Here is a 20,137-nt window from a genome sequence, read left to right on the forward strand (position 1 = left end):
AATCACGGGCGGTCTGGTCCCGTTTCCGTACAAAAAGGTTCGGCCGGGGACGGCGTCGACGCGCGGCGCGGAAGCGGACGGGACGCGTCGGTTTAGCGCTCGCTGATACCCGTGCGCCGCCGAATCGCCTCGACCCACCACGTCTTGAAGACGAGTATCCCGGCCGTGCCGACGACGGTGCCGACCGGCTTCCGTCGAACCGCCGAGACGAGCGCCAGCGCTCCCGAAACGGCGTTCAGCACGTTGAGGACGTTCGGGTAGCTCAGGTCCATCGTTCCGTTCCCGTCTCCGAGCCACGCTTTTTCGGCGAGGACGACCTCGCTGAGCCAGTTGTCGGTTCGCTCCGGGTCGCCGAACAGCACGGGGTTGACGACGGTGAAGGCGACGGCAGCCGCGAGCAGCCGCCACTTTCTGCGATAGATGGCGTACAACAACGCCGGCGTGATGGCGAAGCGCGTGCCTGCGCTCCACGGGTTCGAGTGTCTGCGCCAGAAGGTATCTTCGAGTCGCGCGCGCAGGGAGCGCTGGTCGATGTTCGACGAGTCGACGGCCGCGGGGTCGGTCATGCGAGTGGCTACGCCACCCAGTAGAATGAGGGTTCCTCGTGCACCGGGCGAACGTTCGCCTCGCGTCGCCACGATTGCGCCTTTCTGCAAACACTAAATGGCCGCGACACCGACGCCCGGTAATGAACGGCAACGGCTTCGGACGACTGTTCCAGTTTTCGACCTACGGCGAGAGCCACGGCGACGCGATGGGCGTCGTCGTCAGCGGCTGTCCCGCGGGCGTCGAACTCGACGAGGAGAAGATTCAGCGCGAACTCGACCGGCGCAAACCCGGCCAGTCGATGATCACCACCAGCAGGGGCGAACCCGACGAAGTGTCCATCCACAGCGGCCTGCAGGACGGCTACACGACGGGGACGCCCATCGGGATGACCATCGAGAACAAGGACGCGCGCTCGGGCAAGTACGAGCCGTTCGTCACCGCGCCGCGACCGTCCCACGGCGACTTCACCTACTCGGCGAAGTTCGGCACGCGCAACTGGGGCGGCGGCGGGCGCTCCTCCGCGCGCGAGACGGTGAACTGGGTCGCCGCGGGCGCGGTCGCACAGCAGGTGCTCGACCAGTCGGAGCACGACATCCAGATTAAAGCGCACGTCAGCAAGATCGGCGACATCGAAGCGCCGGAAGTGACGTTCGAGGAGATGCTCGAACACACCGAGGTGAACGACGTCCGCTGCGCGCACCCGGAGACCGCCGAGAAGATGCGCGACCTCACCGACGAGTACCAGAAGCAGGGTGACTCCATCGGCGGGAGCATCTACTTCGAGGCGCGCGGCGTTCCGCGCGGGCTAGGCGCGCCGCGCTTCGAGTCGTTTCCCTCGCGGTTGGGCCGGGCGATGTTCTCGATTCCGGCGACGACGAGCGTCGAGTACGGCCTCGGCAAGGAGGCCAGCGAGTGGACCGGCCACGACCGAAACGAGGACTGGGAGTTTGGAGAAGACGGCGATCCGGTCCCCGTGGGTAACAAACACGGTGGCCTGCAGGGCGGCATCACGACGGGCCAGCCGATCTACGGCGAGGCGACGTGGCACGCGCCCACCTCGATTCCGAAAGAGCAGACAACCGTCGACTGGGAGACCGGCGAGGAGAAACAGGTGCAGGTCGTCGGCCGCCACGACCCCGTGTTGCCGCCGCGGGCGGTGCCGGTCGTCGAGGCGATGCTCTGGGTGACCGTGCTCGACTTCATGCTGCTCGCGGGTCGGATCAACCCGGACCGGTTGGACGGGCAGGTCGGCGAGTACGACACCGACTACCACCCGAGCAGTCCGCAGAACGAGTAACGGTCCCGACGTTCGTCTCGAAGCGAGACTAACTCGGTGCTGATAGACAATTTATCGGTCCGTTCGTCGAATACATTTGTAAACGAGGAACTCGGTTCGTAGTAGTAAACGACGTGAATTTGGGGGTACACTGTCCGATTCGGCTATCTTTCATAATCATTCTATGACAACCTATAGCAAAGACTTTACTTGGTAGATGGCTACAATCGGACACTGGCGGCCCCACACGGGCCAGGACTCAAATATGACTAACGACGAACTTATCTGGCGAATCGCAGGGGGATCCGGGGACGGGATCGCCTCGACGAGCCAGAACTTCGCAAAGGCCCTGATGCGCTCGGGCCTCAACGTTTTCACGCATCGACATTACCCGTCGCGGATTCGCGGCGGCCACACATACACGGAGATTCGGGCCTCCGCCGACCCCGTCAAGTCCCGCGGGGACGGCTACAACTTCCTGCTGGCGCTGGGTGACTCGTTCGCCCGGAACCCGCAGCAGAACGCCTACTACGGCAACGAGGAGGTCAAACCGCTCTCGGAGAACCTCGACGAACTCCGCGAGGGCGGGGTCATCATCTACGACTCCGGCCTGCTGGACGCGTCGGAGATCGAGGACTTCGACGAGCGCGTCGAGGAGAACGACTGGCACGTCTACGACCTCGACCTGCGCACGATGGCCCGCGAACACGGCCGCGAGGTCATGCGTAACACCGCCGGTGTCGGCGCGACGTGCGCGCTCGCGGGCATCGACCTCGAGTGGATCGAGGAACTGATGACCGACGCGATGCCGGAGAAGATCCTCGAACCGAACCTCGAAATTCTCCACGAGGCGCACGACCTCGTTCAGGAGGAGTACGACGTCGACGCCCACGACGTGAAGATTCCCGAGGGCGAACACGACGAGGAGCAGGTGCTCATGTCCGGGTCGGACGCCATCGCCTACGGCTCCATCGACGAGGGCTGCCGCTTCATCGCGGGCTACCCGATGACGCCGTGGACCGAGGTGTTCACCATCATGTCGCAGAACCTGCCCGAACTCGGCGGCATCTCCGAGCAGGTCGAAGACGAGATCGCCGCGGCGGCGCTCGCGCTCGGCGCGAGCCACGCGGGCGTGAAGGCCATGTCCGGGTCGTCCGGCGGCGGCTTCGCGCTGATGTCGGAGCCGCTCGGCCTCGCGGAGATGACCGAGACGCCCGTCGTCCTCATCGAGGCGATGCGCGCCGGTCCATCGACCGGGATGCCGACCAAGCCCGAACAGGGCGACCTCGAACACGTCCTGTACACCTCGCAGGGCGACTCGCACCGTATCGTCTTCGCGCCCGGCACCGTCGCCGAGGCGTACACGCAGACGCGGAAGGCGTTCCAGATCGCCTACGAGTACCAGATTCCGAGCATCGTGCTCTACGACCAGAAGCTCGGCGGCGAACTCGTGAACGTCCCGGCGAGCCACTTCGACGAGGAGCCGAACCCGTCGCTCGGCTCGACGCTCACCGAAGCCGAAATCGCGGACGCGCCGCACGACGACTCCGGCAAGTTCTCGCGCTTCAGCTACGACACGCCCAAGGACAACGGCGTCGCGCCGCGGTCGATCCCCGGCCAGAAAGGCGGGCACTTCCTCGCGACCGGTAACGAACACATGCCCGAGGGGCACATCAGCGAGGACCCCGACAACCGCGTGTTCCAGATGAACAAGCGGATGCGCAAACTCGAAGCCATCCGCGAGGAGCTCGACAGCGACGGCGTGAACAACACCGAGTACGGCGAAGAAGACGCCCAGTACGGCTTCCTCACCTTCGGTAGCTCGCAAGGCACCGTCGAGGAGGCCGTCGACCGCCTCAACGAGAACGGTCACTCGGTGAAGGCGCTCGGCGTCAGCGAGATGGCACCGTACCCGGTCGACCAGGTGAGAGAGTTCATCGAGAGCGTCGACGAGGTGCTCGTCGTCGAGATGAACGCCTCCGCGCAGTTCCGCGGGCTGACCCAGAAGGAAGTCGGTCAGTACGGCGAGAAACTCTCGAGCCTCCTGAAGTACAACGGCAACCCCTTCGAGCCCGAAGACATCGTCGAGGGCTTCGAGGTCAACATCGTCGAGGACGACGACCATCCCCACACGCGAACGAAGTACGTCCCAGCAGCGGGTGACTAATCATGAGTGCATTCAGCGCAATCGGAGAAGGCAAAGAAATCGACCGCAACGACTACACGCCCGGTCTCGAACCGCAGGCGACGTGGTGTCCCGGCTGTGGTGACTTCGGCGTCCTGAAGGCGCTGAAGGGCGCGGCCGCGGAACTCGGCAAGTCGCCCGACGAGATGCTTCTCGTCACGGGTATCGGCTGCTCCGGGAAGCTCAACAGCTACTTCGAGAGCTACGGCTTCCACACCATCCACGGCCGCTCGCTGCCGGTCGCTCGCGCGGCGAAGCTCGCCAACCCCGGCGTCGAAGTCGTCGCCGCCGGCGGCGACGGCGACGGCTACGGTATCGGCGGGAACCACTTCATGCACACCGCCCGCGAGAACCACAACATGACCTACATCGTGTTCAACAACGAGATCTTCGGCCTGACGAAGGGTCAGACCTCGCCGACGAGCCCGATGGGTCACAAGTCGAAGACGCAGCCCCACGGCAGCGCCAAGCAGCCGCTTCGGCCGCTGTCGCTGTCGCTGACCTCCGGCGCGTCGTACATCGCGCGCACCGCCGCGGTCAACCCGAACCAGGCGAAAGACATCATCGTCGAGGCGATGGAGCACGACGGGTTCTCGCACGTCGACTTCCTCACGCAGTGTCCGACGTGGAACAAGGACGCCCGACAGTACGTTCCGTACGTCGACATCCAGGAATCCGACGACTACGACTTCGACAACACAGACCGCCGCGAGGCCGCGGAGATGATGCACGAGACCGAGGACGCCCTCCACGAGGGCAAAGTGCTCACGGGCCGCTACTACGTCGACAGCGACCGCCCGTCCTACCAGCAGGAGAAACAGCAGATCGGCGAGATGCCCGAGGAACCGCTCGCGGAGCGGTACTTCGACGACAGCTACGAGTGGGAGCGCTCGTACGACAACTTCCTCGACAAACACAAGTAACCGCGAGTCCCGCGACGCCGTCGCGTGATTCGACGCCTTTTCTTTCGGACGCGTACCGGTAGCGAGCGCTCTTTCCGACTGGATTTCACATCCAGAAGAACTGATTTCGCGTTCGCAACATATTTTTGCCGTGAACCGAAATAAACGCACATGGGAGCCACATCCACGGAGGACCGCATCCTCGACGTCTTAGAGCAGGATGCGCAAGCCTCCTACGCCGATATCGCGGAGCGAGCGGGGGTGTCGAAACCGACCGTCCGGAAGTACATCCGGAAACTGGAGGACAGCGGCGTCATCGTCGGCTACTCCGCCGACGTCGACCCGAAGAAGCTCTCGGGGCAGTCCATCGCGCTGGTCGGCGTCGACGTCGAGAGCGAACGCTACGTCGAAGCGACGCGCGCGATGAAATCTCTGGACGCCGTCGAGGCGCTGTACACCTCGTCGGGCGACCACATGTTGATGGCCGAAGTCCGCGCGAAGGACGGCGACTCACTCGGCGACGTCATCAGCGACGATATTCTGAGCATCGACGGCGTCACCGCCGCCCACCCCTCGTTCCTCCAAGAACGACTGAAGTGACGAGCCGTCAGTAACGACGACCGAGCCCCGCGAGTACGGCGACACCGGCGGAGCCGACGAGGACCGTCGCCGCGTAGCCGACCCACAACGTCGCGTTCAACCCGCTTGTAGCGGCGATAAGTCCGTACACCGCCGTCACGACGCCGACGAAAAACGAGAACCCGCCGGCGAGCTGCGCGATTCGATCGCCGTCGGCCGTCCGCCGCGACCGAGCGTCCCGGAAGTACTCGTCGCCGTCGCCGAAGACGATGTGGGAGCCTACCCAGACGACGAGCGCACCGGCGACGAGCAGCGTCACCCCCGTCGCCCAGTCGCCGTCCATATCTCCCGTTGGTTCGCACACTGATATGAACGTTCGGACCCGAATCAGTTTCACTCCGGTTGGGAAACACTAAGAACACCCCGAGGCCAACTCCGAGACGATGAGCGGCGAGACGCTTCCCGGCGCGAGAGGAGACGCCGAGGAGCGTATCGTGTTCCACGTCGACATGGACTGCTTCTACGCGTCCTGCGAGCGCCTCAAAGAACCCGAGCTCGAGGGAGAGCCCGTCGTCGTCGGCATGGGGTACGAACCCGGCGAGGGTCACGGTGCCGTCGCCACCGCGAGTTACGAGGCCCGCGAACACGGCGTCGACAGCGCCCAACCCATCACGCAGGCGCTCGACGCGCTCCCTCGCGCCGCCGGCGCCGAGTTGGACGACGACGGCACCCCCGCGGACCCCGAGATTCCGGCGGTCGGCTACTACCGCCCCGTCGACATGGAGTTCTACAAGGAGGTGAGCGCGCAGGTCAAAGAGATTCTCCACGACTGCGCCGACGTGGTTCGGGAGGTGAGCATCGACGAGGCGTACCTCGACGTGACCGAGCGGACCGCCTGGCAGACGGTGGGCGGGGAGGACGAGGGCGGATGCGAGCGAACTCTCGCGGAGGGGTACGCTCGCCACGTCAAGCAGCGAATCGACCGCGAAGTCGGCGTCACCGCCAGCGTCGGCGTCGGCCCGAACATGAGCGTCGCCAAAGTCGCCAGCGACTACGACAAGCCGAACGGCCTCGTCGTCGTCCGACCCGAGGAGGTCCGGTCGTTTCTCGACCCGCTGGACATCGAGGAGGTCCACGGCGTCGGCCCCGTCACCGCCCGCGAACTCCGCGAGATGGGCATCGAGACGGCGGGCGACCTCGCGGCGGCGGACCCGCGACCCCTGGGGGAGAAGTTCGGCGAACGGGGGCGGGACCTGCACCGCCGCGCCCGCGGCGACGACGACAGGGCGGTGACGCCGACGGGGCTGCCGAAGAGCCTCTCGCGGGAGTCGGCGTTCACGAAACCCACCTCCGACAGCGAGGCGATGCGCGAGAAAGTGCGGGCGCTCGCGGCGGACGTCGCAGAGCGCGCGCAGAGTCGCGGCGCGCTCTACCGAACCATCGGCATCAAAGTCGTTCAGCCGCCGTTCGAGGTGAACACCCGAGCGAAGTCGCTCCCGGGACCGGTCGACGATCCCGAACTCGTCGAGTCGGTGGCGCTGGAGTTGCTGACGGAGTTCGACGACGCTCGGGTCCGGAAACTAGGCGTCCGCGTCTCCAACCTCGACTTCGCCGAGAGCGACCAGACCAGCCTCGACGGGTGGGAGACGACGGACGCCGACGCAGCCGAGGAACTGGCCGCGTCGTCGACGCCGACCGACTCCGCGATGAACGACGCTGCGGCGGACCGGATAGAACCGACGCTGAGCGATTGGGCGGAGGACCGCGTCCGTTCGACCCGCCGCGAAGACGCCGACGGTGTCGAGAACCGGCCGGAGTCGACGGACGGACAAGCGTCCTTGACCGAGTTCGAGTAGTGAAACAGTCACCTTACAGACAGGACACGACACTCTTATTTACGATTGTTTCGCAATCGAATCATGAAGAAACGAGGGCTCCTCGGCCTCGTCGCGGGGACCACACTCGGGTGGACCGCGGCGTCGTTCGTCTTTCTGAGTAGCAGCGACGACGCCGACGACGCCAGTGACGCCGACGCCGCAGTCGGCGGAAGAGACGGAGAAGCGAACCGAGGGCAAACGGGGAGCGAGACGCCTGCGGAGTCGCCCTCTCAGAGCGAGGTGACGGACCGGTGGGCCGATACGCCAGTGGACGACGAGACGGGGACAGAGACGAACGGTGGCGACGAGGAGACGGCGACTGCGACCGAGACCACGCCGGAACCCGCCGCGACTGCCGAGTCCACGCCAGAACCCGAGAACCTCCGCGAGAAGATCGACGTACACACGAACTCCGCGGGCGTCGGCGACGACCCCGGCGACGAGGTGTCTATCAACTACGTCATCCGAAACGAACACGAGTTCGCCGTCGATATCGCGTTCGAGGCGACGCTTCGTCTCGCCAACGGAGCGACCCAGCGAACGAGGCGCACCGCTCGAATCGACGGCGGGTCACTCACGAGCGGCGAGTTCGTCTTCGACGACCACGAGCAACGCGCGACCGGATGGGGGTTCTCGCTGCAGAGCGTCTCGCGGGCGTCGACGCAGGCCTGAAACGGTGCGAGGCCGCGTCCATCTCCGGGGGTGCGACGACAGCAGGAACTATAGGGCCCGCCTCTGAGTTGCCACCAACGAGTAACATGACGGACGTAGAAACCATCACCGTCGCAGATGTGAGCGACGGACCGGGCGGGACCGACGACGCCGAACCGGGAACGACCGTCCGCCTGCCGGCGGTCGAAATCCTCACCGGACGCGGCTTCATCACCGGCAAGTCGGGGTCGGGGAAGTCCAACACCGCGAGCGTCGTCATCGAGAAACTGCTCGACTCGCAGTTTCCCGTCCTCATCGTCGACACCGACGGCGAGTACTACGGACTGAAGGAGGAGTACGAGATTCTCCACGCCGGTGCCGACGAGGAGTGCGACATCGTCGTCAGCCCCGAGCACGCCGAGAAGATCGCGACGCTCGCGCTCGAACAGAACGTCCCCATCATCCTCGACGTCTCGGGCTACCTCGACGAGAGCGACGCCGAGGAGATGCTGTTGCAGACGGCCCGACAGCTGTTCGCCAAGGAGAAGAAGCTGAAGAAGCCCTTTTTGATGCTCGTCGAGGAGTGCCACGAGTACATCCCCGAGAAGGGCGGGATGGGCGAAGCCGGGAAGATGCTCATCAAAATCGGCAAGCGCGGGCGGAAACACGGGTTGGGAATCGTCGGCATCAGCCAGCGCCCTGCCGACGTGAAGAAGGACTACATCACCCAGTGCGACTGGCTGGTGTGGCATCGGCTCACATGGGGCAACGACACGAAGGTCGTCGGCCGCATCCTCGGCAAGGAGTACGCCGACGCCATCGAGAGCATGAACGACGGCGAAGCGTTCATGATGACCGACTGGAGCGAGACCCTGCGTCGGGTGCAGTTCCGCCGCAAGCAGACGTTCGACGCGGGGGCGACGCCCGGCCTCGACGATTTCGAGCGCCCGGAGCTCAAATCCGTCAGCGGCGATCTGGTCTCGGAGCTGCGCGACATCTCCGACGAGGAGGCTCAGAAAGAGAGCACCATCGCCGACCTCAGACAGGAGTTAGAGAAGAAAGACGCCGAGATCCGGCGGCTCAAGCAGGAACTGGAGGAAGCACAGGACCTGAGTCGGATGGCCGACCAGTTCGCGCAGGCGCTGCTCCAGAAAGCGGAGGCACCGTACCGCGGCGGCGAGGGGCGAAATCTCGCTCGACCCGAGCACGACCAGGTGGCGCTCGGCGAGTACGAACGGGACGACGGGCCGCAGATGGTGGGACCGGTCGACCCCAGCGACCCGGCACAGCATGGAGGCCACGAGGCGACCACGGAAGCGACAGAAGCGTCGGAGGCGAGCGACGAAGAGGGTGGCGAAGACGCGACCGAACCCGTCGCAATCGGAGAGCGGTCCGACGAATCCGCGGCAGACGAGTCTCCGGCAACGCTTCCGAGCGCGGGCGTAACCCGAGACGACAGTCCGACCGGCGGTTCTCGACGTGCGATCGTCAGCGAACTTCACGAAGCCATCGAGTCGCTGGACGAGGTGACCCGCGAGATGCTCGCGTACTACAGAGCGAAGGACCTGAGCACGCCCGTCGACGCCCACGTCGGCGCGGGTCACTCCGGCGACCAGCAACTCGCCTACGGTCGGAACCGGGCGCTCCGACAGGCGGGGTTCATCGAACACGTCGGCCGGGGACGCTACCGCTACACGCTCCCCGAACTCGTCCGCGACGAGTACGCCGACCGACTCGCCGACGGCGAGTTCGCGGCGACCGTCGCGGCCGTCGAGTCGTCGTTCTCGGACATCTCGGTCGCTCAGTTCGACGAAACCGAAACAACGCGGAGCGCCGAGGAACCCGGTTCGGCCGGTGAATCGAACGTGTCCAGCGCAGCCGCCGACACCGCCACTACTGCCGACACCGCCGATACCGACGAAACCGACGAGGTGACCACCGTCGGCGCAGAGACCGAGTCGGCTTCGGAGACGGATGCGGGCGAGACCACACTCGCCGACGTCGGGCAGGTGACCGAAGACGCCGAACTCATCGAGGACGAGAACGTCGAACCGGTCGAGAACCGAGCGGAGTCGAGCACTACCCGGTCGGCGAATCGAAACGACTCGTCGGACGGAACAGTGAGTACGGGCGACGATACCGAGGGATCGACTCCGACCGACGACGCCGAGATAATCGACTGAGCGACGACAGACGACAAACGGTGGACAATCGGCGACGGGCGGGTGAAAACTGACGACTGGTGACCGACGGCCGGTCGGCGGGATGCGAACACAGCGTCGCAGCGGTAAGGGGTCGCTGACGGCCGGCCGGGTTCGAGATCGGTCCGACTAGGCGGCTCTTACAGTTCCGAAACCAGGTCTTCGAGCGCCGCTCGCGGGTCGTCGGCCTTGGCGACGCCGCTGGCGAGGAGGATGCCCTCCGCGCCCAACTCGGCGGCGGCGGTCACGTCGTCGCCCGTCGAGACGCCCGCGCCGCAGAACAGGTCGACCGAGTCGTCGACGGCGTTCACCGCGTCGACGGCGTCGCGGACGATGTCGGGGTCGGCGCTGCTGACCGAGACGTCGCCGCCGATGAGTTCCGGCGGTTCGACGGCGACGGCGTCCGGTCCGAGCGCCGCGACCGCGCCGGACTGTTCGGGGTTGTTCGCGCAGACGATGGTGTCGAGGTTCGCGCGGTCGGCCGCCTGCGTCGACGCGTCGATGTCGGCGAGTTTGAGGCGGTTCTCCGAGTGGTTGAGAAGCGTCCCGGTCGCGCCCGCTTCGGCGGCGGCCTCCGCGAGCGTGCTACCGGTGTGGCTGCCGTACTCGACGGGGCTGACGTGTTGGGCCCACGTCTCGACGTCGGTTTCGGCGACGCGCGAGAGGTGCGCCGCCTGCGGCGCGACGGCGATTCGGACGCCGGAGTCGTCGGAGACCTCGCGGGCGGCCGACGCTACTTCGACGGGGTCGCACGGGTACGCCTTCAGGTTCACCAGGATGAACATACCGATAGAGGCGGCGGGGACGGCAAATAGGTTCGTCTTCCCGACGCCGAGCGAGCACCGCGTTCGACGTTCGAGTCGATCGAACGGCGGCGGTATTGACGCCTTACAGCGAGTAAGCGAGGTATAGCTATATTCGCTCCGCGACTATGTGAGGGTATGCCAGGGGAGCAGAAGTGAGTGCGGGGAGTTCGCCGCAGGTCGAGGAGGTGCTCGAGGCGCTCAGGCCCGTGGTACAGGGGGTCGCCTTCTGGGCGGCGGTAGTGATACCGGCAATTCTCATCGTGCTGATCGTCACGAAACCGGGATTACAAGGAGAACGGGGAGTGTGGTTTCTCGTCTTGCTCGTATTGAACCTGATCGCACTCGTCGTCGGTCACCGCCACAACCGGTAGCGCGACTCAGTCTTTCCGCTTGACGACGTCGCCGAGCGTCGTCGTCGTCGACCCGCCGCCGGACCACTCGGTGTCGTCGGCGCTCCCGCCCTCGGTGAGCGAGATGTCGAGTTTGCGTTCGAGCTTCTTCCGCACGGCGTCGCTCGGGAGGATGTCGCCGCGTTCGAGCTTTCGGATGAGACTCGCCTTCTCGTTGAGTAGCTTGGCGAGGTCCTCCTGGCTGAGGCTCTCGGCCTCGCGGGCCTGGCGAATACGGTCGTCGTAGTCGCCGACGATCTCGTCCATGTCGTCGAACATGTCGCGGCGACGTCGGCGCGACCCGCCCGAAGAGGACGAAGACGAGGAGGACGAACTGGAGGAGGACCCCGACTTCCCGGTCGACGAGGTGGAGTACTTCGTCGACGCGGAACTGGTAGACTCAGTGCGGACCTCGGTCCCGAACCCCTTGCAGTTCTCACAGAGTTCGAGTTCGGCACCTTCGACTTTCGTGGTTGTGAGCGATGCCTGCTCGGCACCACACATCTCGCACTGTGGCATACGCTCCGTAGACGACGACGTGGTATAAAATACACGACGGCAGCGTCGGCGTCCGGTTCAGTTCAGGTCCGACCACGCGCCCCAGAAACGCTGGAGCGCGGTGAGGTGGCCGACAACGGCGAACAGCACGAGCAGCAGGCCGACCGCAGAGAGTCCCGCGACCAACGGCCCGGGAACGACGGCGGCGACGACGCCGACGACGCCGACGAGCGCGAGGCGGTCCGCGCGGCCCAGCAGACCGCCGTACTGGCGGCCGAGGCCGACCGCCTGAATCTGCGTCCCCAGATAGGAGGTCATCAGCACGCCCGTCACGGCCGCGAGGCCGAGGCCGTAGCGACTGACTCCCGCTGCGAGGCCGACCAGTACGGCGATGTCGGCGTACCGGTCGAGAACGTGGTCCAAGAGATCGCCGCCCGAGGAGGCGACGCCCTGTTCGCGGGCGAGTGCGCCGTCTAAGAGGTCCAGCCAGCCGTTGACGAAGACGAAAAACGCTCCCAAAACGTACCACAGCGTCGCGTCGGCGGAGGCGATCCAGAACGCGCCGCCGGCGGCAATGGCGAAGCCGAAGGCGATGACGCTCACGCCGTCGGGCGTCAGTCCCAACTTGTTCGCCCCCGTGACGAGCGGGTCGAGCATCCGGTCTGCGACGGGGCGCAGTTGGTCAAGCGTCATAGATACTCCAGATAGTCGACCGTGCCGGCCGACGGCTCCCGCTCGCCGGCGACGACGGCGCGAATCGCGTCGGCGACGGCCGCCGGCGACCGGTCGGTCGTCTCGATCTCGTACACGGAGTCGACACCGTGTTCCTCGACCGCCTCGGCGAGAATCACGTCGAGCGCTTCGCTCTCTCGGTTCTCACGAGCTTCGCGAGTGCGGGCTCGAGGCGACTTCGTCGACGCAACGTTTTCGGCCGCCCTCGCGTCGCTCTCGCCTCGGTCGAGCAGGCGAGATTCGAGCACGTCCGGGCGACAGCGGAGCACGACGACCCGGTCGGCGGGAAGCAAGTGCGCGAGATGCGATTCGACGAGAGTCACGTCGGAGTCGTCGTCGCCCGCTTCGCCGTACTCCTCGTCGACCCAGGATTCGAGCGCGTCGACGTCGACGACGAGCGAGTCGCGCTCCTCGTCACGTTCGGTCCAAAACTCCCGGTCGCGCACCTCGTCGTTGAGGTGGGCGACGGCGAACTCGTCTTCCAACAGCGCCGTCGCGCTCGTCTTGCCGGTGCCGGGCGTCCCGGTGACGACGACTCTCATACTTTGGCCTCGGTCAGCACGCGGTTGAGCGTCTCCACCGCGCGCTTCGTCTGTTCCTCGCTGCCGCAGGAGATGCGGATGCAGGCCGGGAGGCCGAAACTCGAACAGTCGCGGACGATGACGCCCTCGCGCTGGCAGGCGTCGGCGACGGCGGTTCCGTCACCGACTTCGGCGAGTACGAAGTTGCCCGCGCTCTCCCACGTCGGCGCGTCGAGGTTCCCGTACAGGCACTCGCGTGCCCACCGAGCGCTCTTGACGGACTTCTCGACGTGTTCGTCGTCGTCGAGCGCAGCGAGCGCCGCACGGCAGGCGAGTTCGTTCGCGGCGAAGGGGGTGTTGACTCGAACATACGCGTTTGCCCACGCCTCGGGGACGACGCCGTAGCCGATGCGGAGTCCGGCGAGGCCGTACGCCTTCGAGAACGTGCGCAAAACGGCGAGATTGTCGTGGTCGTCGAGCAGGTCGACGGCGCTCGGTTGCTCGGCGTACTCGCCGTAGGCCTCGTCGACCACGACGAGCGTGCGGTCCTCGACGGCCGAGAGCAGCGAGACGAGTTCCTCGCGCGGGAACTCCGACCCCGTCGGGTTGTGTGGCGAGGTGAGGTAGACGACGCGCTCGCCGTCGTAGACGTCGAGGAGTCCCTGGGCGGTCTGTTCGAAGTCGTCCTCCTTCGAGAGGCCGTAGGTCGACGAACTGCCGTGGACGTACCGGGCGCTCATCGAGTAGTAGGCGAAGCCGGGTTCGGGGACGAGAATCTCGTCGCCGGGGTCGAGCATCGCGCGGTGGAGATAGTCGATAGCGCCGTCCGCGCCGGGGCTGACCCACACCTGTTCGGGCGTCACGCCCCACTTCGACGCCAGCCTCTCGGTGAGGTCGGCGTGTGAGGTGGTCGGGTAGACGTCGAGGTCCGGTGCCGCGGATTCGACCGCCGTGACCGCGTCGGGACTCGGCCCGTGGGGGTTCTCGTTCGACGAGAGTTTCACGAGGTCGTCGGGGTCGAGACCGAGTTCGCGGGCGACCTCCTCGATTCCCCGACCGGGGACGTACGGTGAGTTCGCAGAGAGGTCCCGTGGTTCCATGTTCGGTACGTGTTTGTGGCGGGTCTTAAGGGTGCTTACACCGGACGAGAGACGGGTTTCAGTGAACGCCGGCGAACGACCGCTCACCACGTTCGGTGGCTTTCGTTTCGATCGATGTTCGTCGCGCGGATACCGCTGCTAGCGATGGCCTTCGTCGCCGTTCGGTAATCGACGACACGACCGAGAGACAGAGAGACCGAGTCAGCGAGAATCGTCGCGCTCGGCTGTTCCCCCCGTCGGTACGTACTGCTCGAACCGCGGGTCGGCCGAGAGCGCGTTCGGAACGAACAGTCGGTCGTCCCCCTCGGCCGTGTGGCTCCGAATCAGCGTCTGTCCCTCCCGACCGGTGAGAAAGCCGAGATACGCCGTCGCCAGTTCGTAGTTCACCTCGTGACGTGCTGGGTTGGTGAGGACGACGCCGTAGTCGTTTTTCAGTCGCCCGGAGCCGCCGTCGAGCGGTCCGGTGACGTGGGCGACGAGACCGGTTTCTGCCGCAGTGACCTGGTGGGTGCCGCGGTCGGTGAGCGCGTACGCGCCGCGTTGGCCCGCCTGTCGGAGCGTCGCCGCCATCCCGTTACCGGTCGCTTGGTACCACGACCCGCCGGGGTCGACGCCCGCGGCGTCCCACAGCTGTCGCTCTCGCCAGTGCGTTCCCGAGTCGTCGCCGCGGGAGAGAAACAGCGCTTCCGCGGCGGCGACGCGTCGAAACGCCTCCAAGGGGCCGTCCGCCTCACCGACCCCGGCAGGGTCGTCCGCGAGGCCGACGACCAGAAAGTCGTTGTACATCAGGTCGCGGCGGTTGATACCGTGACCCTCGCGGATGAACGTGTCTTCGGCGCTTCGCGCATGGACGATGACCGCGTCGGCGTCGCCGTTTCCGGCCGTTTCGAGCGCCGCGCCGGTTCCCTCGACGAGCGTCTTCACCCGTACGCCGAATCGGCTCTCGAACGCCGCGTGCAACACGTCGAGCAATCCCGTGTCGTACGCCGTCGTCGCCGTGGCGAGCGTGAGGGTTCGGTCGTCGCTCGCCGCGGCGTCGTCGCTGGACGACGCGGCCCCGGGTTCTACGTCGCGCTCCGCACAGCCGCCGAGCGTCGCTGCCGTCCCTCCTACGGCCGCACTCAGAAAGCGGCGTCTCTCCATGCCGCGCGTTCAGACTGCTCGACGAAAGTATATCTGGTTTCGGTCCCTTTCCTGAGAAATTTCATTCGGTTCCCCGGCACGCCGAACTGCCACGCCACGAACGTTTATCACCGAGAACGGACCCAACCGTCTCCGTGAACTGAAACCGGACGTGACGGGGTCGAGGCGGATGTACGGCGCGCCCCTCACGAAACAGTCCGTGCGCCGTCTGTTCGCTATCTACGGAATCCGGACGCCGTGTTCGAGCGTGCCGACGCCCTCGATCTCGACTTCGACGTGATCGCCGTCCGAGAGCGGGCCGACGCCCTCCGGCGTGCCGGTCGCGATGACGTCGCCCGGTTCGAGCGTCAGATACGTCGTTATCTCCTCGACGAGCGTCGGGACGTCGAACACCATCTGGTCTCGGCTCCCATCCTGCTTCGTCTCGCCGTTGACGCGGAGCGTCACGCGGGCGTCGTCGGGGACGTGTTCGGGGTCGGCAAGCACCGGCCCCATCGGCGCGCTGCCGTCGAACGCCTTGCCGCGAATCCAGTTCTGCTCCTGACGCTGGTCGTCGCGGTTCGAGATGTCGTTGAAGCAGGTGAAGCCGGCGACGACGTCCATCGCGTCTTCGGCGGCGACGTTCCGGCACTGCTCGCCGATGACGACGCCCAGCTCCGCCTCCCACTCGACGCGCTCTTTCCCGGCCGGGAGCGTCACGGTGTCGCCGTGACCGGCGACCGTGTTCGGACCCTTCAGAAAGAGCATCGGTCTGTCGGGGACGTCGGCACCGTGTTCGGCCGCGTGGTCGGCGTAGTTCCGGCCGATGCAGACGATCTTCGAGGGCTCGCACGGCGGCAGAATCTCGACGTCGTCGTGGTTGTACGTCTCGCCGCCGAACGTTATCGCGTCGTCGTGCCACTCGCCGGTTCGAACCGCTCCCGCGGGGTCTCGGAATCGGACGTGATGCATGGACGAGAGTGTGTAGCTCGTCGCTTAGTTCTTTGTGAGGCGGCGACTCGGACTGGTCACTCGTCGGATTCGCTCGCACCCGCGAGCGTCCCGAACGCCCCAGCGATTATCGTGCTGCTCGTTGACAGTCGCTTATGCTGGTCTACCTGCATCAGTATCGGGAGTCGGACGCCAAGGAGACGGTCGGCGGCGAGAGTACGGACACGGACACCGAGTCGTACTTCGGCGAGCAACTCGACGCGACCGAGGACGAAGAGTGGGAGTCGGTCGACTACGGTGACCGGACGGTGTTGCGTCGCGCGCTCACGTTCGAGGAGGTCACCGCCGTCTCGGTGCCCAGAGACGTCGCCGAACCCGACGGTGGGCTCCCCGGCGTGGCGGTACAGATCCGCAAGGATGGAGAGGAAGAGTACGTCGACGACGCCGTCGTCGTCGAGGTGACCGACGAGAATCCGTAGCCGACCGCCGGGAGCCATACACTTAGTAGGCGTCGTGCGTCTCGCTCACGCGTGACAGATAGATACGAGACTCGGCGGTCGGCGCTGTTCGACGAACTGCCGGAGTCGGTCGAGACAGTGTACGTCGCCCCGAGCGAGACGCTTCGTTATCTCTCGGGACTGTCGATGCACCAGAGCGAGCGTCCGACGCTGCTGGTCCTCTCGCGGGAGACGGAGCCGGCGGCCGTCCTTCCCAAACTGGAGACCGACCGCGTCGCAGACGCCCTCGGTGACGACGTGTCGTTCTACACCTACGGCGACGCGACGGACCCGACGCGGGCGGCGAGCGAGGCGTTCGACCGACTCGCCGAAGAGAGGGAGCTATCCGGCGAGGCGGCCGTCGAGTTCCGTTCGACGCGCGTCCTGGAGTACAACCTCCTCACCGACTACCACGACCCAGCGTCGATACGCGACCTCGAACCCGCCGCGGCGGCGTTGCGCGCTCGAAAGGACGACTCGGAGCGCGAGTCGATGCGGAAGGCGGCACGCATCGCCGACCGCGTGTTACAGGAGACGTTCGAGGATATCGAGGTGGGGATGAGTGAGCGCGACGTAGAGCGCGCCATCGAGAAGCGCGTCATCGACAGCGACGCCGACAGCTACGCGGGTGGCATCGTCACCGTCGGCGAGCGGACGGCGTTTCCGCACGCGGACACCGGTCACACGAAAGTCGAGGAAGGCGACCTCGTGATGATAGATTTCTACATCCGCGTCGACGGCTACTTCTCGGACATCACCCGGACCGTCGCCGTCGGCGACCCGGGTGAGAAGTGTCGCGAGGTATATGAGGTCGTCCGCGAGGCCGCCCGCGCGGGGCGCGAAGCGGTCGCTGAGGGAGTTCCCTACCAAAACGTCGACCGCGCCGCACGACGCGTCATCGACGACGCCGGCTATGGCGACTACTTCCCGCACCGCCTCGGTCACGGTCTCGGCCTTGAGGGCCACGAACCGCCGTATCTGGTCGAAGGTAACGAGGCGACGCTCGACGTCGGCGACGCGTTCACCGTCGAACCTGGCGTCTACGTCGACGGCGTCGGCGGCGTCAGAGTCGAAGACGACGTGCTGTTGACCGAAGAGGGGGCGGAAGTGCTGACCGAGACGCCCCGGGACCTACGGATTCTGTAGGGCGGTTCGACGTTCCGCTCGGCAGACGCCGACTCCGACAGGTGGCGGACGCAAACGCTCGCTTGTGAGTTTTGCCGCCAGCGAATCCGACCGCCGGACGTATTTTTATGCGTAATTGCTCCGTAGAACGACACGCTATGGAACTCACTTGGCACGGACACTCGACGTGGTACGTCACCGTCGGCGACACCGACCTGCTCATCGACCCGTTCTTCGACAACCCGAAGACGTCGCTCGACCCCTCGGACGTCGACGAGCCCGACTACGTGCTATTGACGCACGGCCACGCCGACCACATCGGCCACGCCGGCGAGTTCTCCGACGCAACGCTCGTCGCGGTGCCGGAACTCGTCTCCTACGCGAAAGAGGAGATGGGCTTCGAGGACGCCGTCGGCGGCATGGGGATGAACATCGGCGGCACCGTCGAGTGCGGCGACGCCTACGTGACGATGCACCGCGCCGACCACACCAACGGCGTCAACACCGGCTACGAGTACGACGTCGGGATGCCCGGCGGGTTCGTCATCTCCGACACCAAGCCGACACAGATGTCCGACGAAGAGTCGACCGCCTTCTACCACGCCGGCGACACCGGGCTGATGACCGAGATGCGCGACGTCATCGGTCCGTACCTCGAACCCGACGCGGTGGCGGTTCCCATCGGCGACCACTTCACGATGGGTCCGTGGCAGGCGGCCATCGCCGTTGACTGGTTGGACGTCGACTACGCGTATCCGATGCACTACGACACGTTCCCGCCCATCGAACAGGACCCCGAAGCGTTCCGGCGCGAGGTGGAGGCGACGGGCTCTGACGCGGAAGTCGTCGTCCCCGAAGCGGACGAGTCGTTCACGCTCAAAGAGGGATACTGAACCGCGGGGTCGGTCGGCGTCAGCGATTGTTCAAATTTCGAGTTATTCATCCCACTGAAACGACCATTTTTGTGCGCGGCAGTGGTTGAGAGAGGTGTATGGCGAAAGAAGTACATACCGTTTCCGAGGAAGGGTACAGCGCGACCAGTCAGATACGGGAGTTCGAGGTGGATATCGACTCGAACGGCGAGGAGGCCCCCGACACGCTCGAGAGCCTGCTCGCCGCATACGCGTCCTGCTTCGTTCCGGCGCTCCGCGTCGGAGCGCAACAGCGGGGCGCCGACGACCTCGGACGCATCGAGATCGACGTGACCGGGGAGTTGAACGACGACGACAAGCTCGAATCGGTCACCTTCGACGTCCACGTCGAACCGACGCTCGAAGACGGTCAGGGTGAGGAGATCCTCGAGCGCGCCTTCGAACTCTGCAAGGTCCACGACGCGCTCAAGGAGAGCCTCCACGCGGACACGACCATCGAAGGCGGGTCAGGCTAACCCGCAGCGGTCGGATCCACGTCGGTGGAGTCGCGTCGTCCCCGCGCGGACCCTTCGAATCGGTAGCAGGGTGACGTAGGCGATTAATTTCCAGACGACCGCGCCGTCATTTGGTCGCCGATGAAGCAATCTTTAGGACGTTCCAGTTCCACGCTTAGTACGTATGACGGATATCCAGACGACCACGGTCAGCGAAGAGGGCTACGCGAGCACGAGCGAGGTCGGCGATTTCGAACTCTCTATCGACGCCACCGGCGAGCAGGGACCGGACCCGAACTCGGTGCTCGTCGCGGACTACGCGTCGTGTTTCCTGCCCGCGTTCCGCGTCGGCGGCTCCCAGCGCGGCTTCGACGATCTCGGTACGGTCCAGATCGACGCCGAAGCGAACCTCGACGACGACGACGACCTCACGGGGATTCGCTTCGATATCTACGTCGAGGCCGACCTCGGCGACGAAGTCGACGAAGTCGTCTCGCGTGCAGAGGACATCTGTCACGTCCACGCGGGGCTCCGCGAGGGACTGCACGCAGAGGTTTCGGTCACCGACGACGCGTTCTAAGCGACGCTCGACGCGACACCGAATTTTTTCCGGACCGGAGGACGAGTCGAGAAGTAACTACTGTCGGCGATAGCTTCGATAGCTCATCGCGTGGCCGTCGACGATGACCGTCTCGCGTTCCTCGGGGTCGTACATGGGGGCAGACATCCGCTCGTCGCGGAAGCGGTAGGGACTGTCGTCACCTTCCATACCATCCGTTCGTCGTTCTCGTACAAAACAGTGTGGTGTGT

23 protein-coding genes are annotated in these 20,137 nt (G+C 65.7%); 13 read left to right on the forward strand and 10 right to left on the reverse strand.

From position 1 onward, the window contains the following. Nucleotides 1-92 precede the first annotated feature (92 nt). Nucleotides 93-566, reverse strand: a complete 474-nt coding sequence (locus LAQ73_RS01025) for a DUF6653 family protein (protein ID WP_224269406.1) — start codon at nucleotides 564-566, stop codon at nucleotides 93-95. A 122-nt stretch (nucleotides 567-688) separates the two neighbouring features. On the opposite strand from LAQ73_RS01025, the gene aroC reads away from it, so the two are divergent. From aroC to lrpA1, 4 genes are all read left to right on the forward strand, one after another. Continuing rightward, nucleotides 689-1,846 carry a chorismate synthase gene (gene aroC, locus LAQ73_RS01030; protein WP_224269407.1) on the forward strand — a complete coding sequence of 386 codons (1,158 nt, stop codon included), beginning with the start codon at nucleotides 689-691 and terminating at the stop codon, nucleotides 1,844-1,846. A gap of 244 nt (nucleotides 1,847-2,090) precedes the next feature. Next, nucleotides 2,091-3,992: a 2-oxoacid:acceptor oxidoreductase subunit alpha gene (locus LAQ73_RS01035; protein WP_224269408.1), complete on the forward strand. Its 1,902-nt coding sequence runs from the start codon at nucleotides 2,091-2,093 to the stop codon at nucleotides 3,990-3,992. Between the two features lie 2 nt (nucleotides 3,993-3,994). Then, on the forward strand, nucleotides 3,995-4,933 hold the full coding sequence (locus tag LAQ73_RS01040; RefSeq protein ID WP_224269409.1) for a thiamine pyrophosphate-dependent enzyme: 939 nt from the start codon (nucleotides 3,995-3,997) through the stop codon (nucleotides 4,931-4,933). 150 nt (nucleotides 4,934-5,083) lie between these two features. Beyond that, the gene (gene lrpA1 / locus LAQ73_RS01045) at nucleotides 5,084-5,512 is read left to right on the forward strand and encodes an HTH-type transcriptional regulator LrpA1 (protein ID WP_224269410.1); all 429 of its coding nucleotides are present in this window, start codon (nucleotides 5,084-5,086) and stop codon (nucleotides 5,510-5,512) included. A gap of 7 nt (nucleotides 5,513-5,519) precedes the next feature. On the opposite strand, the gene LAQ73_RS01050 is transcribed toward lrpA1, so the two are convergent. Continuing rightward, entirely contained in the window at nucleotides 5,520-5,834 is a 315-nt protein-coding gene (locus tag LAQ73_RS01050) for a MotA/TolQ/ExbB proton channel family protein (RefSeq protein WP_224269411.1), read from the reverse strand. 100 nt (nucleotides 5,835-5,934) lie between these two features. Here LAQ73_RS01050 and LAQ73_RS01055 point away from each other — a divergent pair, with 100 nt between their 5' ends. The 3 genes from LAQ73_RS01055 to LAQ73_RS01065 all read left to right on the forward strand — a co-directional run bounded on the left by LAQ73_RS01055 (nucleotide 5,935) and on the right by LAQ73_RS01065 (nucleotide 10,202). Next, a complete protein-coding gene (locus LAQ73_RS01055; RefSeq protein WP_224269412.1) occupies nucleotides 5,935-7,347 on the forward strand; it encodes a DNA polymerase Y family protein in 1,413 nt (470 codons plus the stop codon). Between the two features lie 63 nt (nucleotides 7,348-7,410). Beyond that, on the forward strand, nucleotides 7,411-8,040 hold the full coding sequence (locus LAQ73_RS01060; protein WP_224269413.1) for a hypothetical protein: 630 nt from the start codon (nucleotides 7,411-7,413) through the stop codon (nucleotides 8,038-8,040). Between the two features lie 86 nt (nucleotides 8,041-8,126). Continuing rightward, nucleotides 8,127-10,202: a helicase HerA domain-containing protein gene (locus LAQ73_RS01065; RefSeq protein WP_224269414.1), complete on the forward strand. Its 2,076-nt coding sequence runs from the start codon at nucleotides 8,127-8,129 to the stop codon at nucleotides 10,200-10,202. Nucleotides 10,203-10,360: 158 nt separating this feature from the next. Here the strand turns inward: LAQ73_RS01065 and tpiA are convergent, their stop codons facing one another. Further along, nucleotides 10,361-11,005: a triose-phosphate isomerase gene (tpiA, locus tag LAQ73_RS01070; protein WP_224269415.1), complete on the reverse strand. Its 645-nt coding sequence runs from the start codon at nucleotides 11,003-11,005 to the stop codon at nucleotides 10,361-10,363. A 173-nt stretch (nucleotides 11,006-11,178) separates the two neighbouring features. On the opposite strand from tpiA, the gene LAQ73_RS01075 reads away from it, so the two are divergent. Then, the gene (locus tag LAQ73_RS01075; protein WP_224269416.1) at nucleotides 11,179-11,397 is read left to right on the forward strand and encodes a DUF8028 family protein; all 219 of its coding nucleotides are present in this window, start codon (nucleotides 11,179-11,181) and stop codon (nucleotides 11,395-11,397) included. Between the two features lie 6 nt (nucleotides 11,398-11,403). On the opposite strand, the gene LAQ73_RS01080 is transcribed toward LAQ73_RS01075, so the two are convergent. The 6 genes from LAQ73_RS01080 to LAQ73_RS01105 form a co-directional block, all read right to left on the reverse strand. Next, nucleotides 11,404-11,934 carry a multiprotein bridging factor aMBF1 gene (locus LAQ73_RS01080; protein ID WP_224269417.1) on the reverse strand — a complete coding sequence of 177 codons (531 nt, stop codon included), beginning with the start codon at nucleotides 11,932-11,934 and terminating at the stop codon, nucleotides 11,404-11,406. Nucleotides 11,935-11,991: 57 nt separating this feature from the next. Continuing rightward, nucleotides 11,992-12,606 (reverse strand): CDP-alcohol phosphatidyltransferase family protein, encoded by a 615-nt coding sequence (locus LAQ73_RS01085; RefSeq protein ID WP_224269418.1) that lies wholly within the window; start codon nucleotides 12,604-12,606, stop codon nucleotides 11,992-11,994. Continuing rightward, nucleotides 12,603-13,187, reverse strand: a complete 585-nt coding sequence (locus LAQ73_RS01090; protein WP_224269419.1) for an adenylate kinase family protein — start codon at nucleotides 13,185-13,187, stop codon at nucleotides 12,603-12,605. Before LAQ73_RS01090 ends, LAQ73_RS01085 begins: the two co-directional genes overlap by 4 nt. Next, a complete protein-coding gene (gene hisC / locus LAQ73_RS01095; protein WP_224269420.1) occupies nucleotides 13,184-14,266 on the reverse strand; it encodes a histidinol-phosphate transaminase in 1,083 nt (360 codons plus the stop codon). Before hisC ends, LAQ73_RS01090 begins: the two co-directional genes overlap by 4 nt. 201 nt (nucleotides 14,267-14,467) lie before the next feature. Beyond that, nucleotides 14,468-15,409, reverse strand: a complete 942-nt coding sequence (locus LAQ73_RS01100; RefSeq protein WP_224269421.1) for an ABC transporter substrate-binding protein — start codon at nucleotides 15,407-15,409, stop codon at nucleotides 14,468-14,470. Nucleotides 15,410-15,628: 219 nt separating this feature from the next. Next, nucleotides 15,629-16,360: a fumarylacetoacetate hydrolase family protein gene (locus LAQ73_RS01105; RefSeq protein WP_224269422.1), complete on the reverse strand. Its 732-nt coding sequence runs from the start codon at nucleotides 16,358-16,360 to the stop codon at nucleotides 15,629-15,631. A gap of 134 nt (nucleotides 16,361-16,494) precedes the next feature. On the opposite strand from LAQ73_RS01105, the gene LAQ73_RS01110 reads away from it, so the two are divergent. From LAQ73_RS01110 to LAQ73_RS01130, 5 genes are all read left to right on the forward strand, one after another. After that, entirely contained in the window at nucleotides 16,495-16,818 is a 324-nt protein-coding gene (locus LAQ73_RS01110; RefSeq protein ID WP_224269423.1) for a hypothetical protein, read from the forward strand. Nucleotides 16,819-16,869: 51 nt separating this feature from the next. Next, a complete protein-coding gene (locus tag LAQ73_RS01115) occupies nucleotides 16,870-17,982 on the forward strand; it encodes a M24 family metallopeptidase (protein WP_224269424.1) in 1,113 nt (370 codons plus the stop codon). A 137-nt stretch (nucleotides 17,983-18,119) separates the two neighbouring features. Next, complete coding sequence (locus LAQ73_RS01120) at nucleotides 18,120-18,854, forward strand: metal-dependent hydrolase (RefSeq protein ID WP_224269425.1); 735 nt, start codon at nucleotides 18,120-18,122, stop codon at nucleotides 18,852-18,854. 98 nt (nucleotides 18,855-18,952) lie between these two features. After that, entirely contained in the window at nucleotides 18,953-19,348 is a 396-nt protein-coding gene (locus LAQ73_RS01125; RefSeq protein WP_224269426.1) for an OsmC family protein, read from the forward strand. A gap of 163 nt (nucleotides 19,349-19,511) precedes the next feature. Then, on the forward strand, nucleotides 19,512-19,907 hold the full coding sequence (locus LAQ73_RS01130) for an OsmC family protein (protein ID WP_224269427.1): 396 nt from the start codon (nucleotides 19,512-19,514) through the stop codon (nucleotides 19,905-19,907). A gap of 57 nt (nucleotides 19,908-19,964) precedes the next feature. On the opposite strand, the gene LAQ73_RS17575 is transcribed toward LAQ73_RS01130, so the two are convergent. Then, a complete protein-coding gene (locus tag LAQ73_RS17575; RefSeq protein WP_255634951.1) occupies nucleotides 19,965-20,096 on the reverse strand; it encodes a hypothetical protein in 132 nt (43 codons plus the stop codon). Nucleotides 20,097-20,137: the final 41 nt, after the last annotated feature.

The sequence above is a fragment of the Haloprofundus salinisoli genome (assembly GCF_020097815.1).
In the GTDB taxonomy this organism is placed as follows: Archaea; Halobacteriota; Halobacteria; order Halobacteriales; family Haloferacaceae; genus Haloprofundus; species Haloprofundus salinisoli.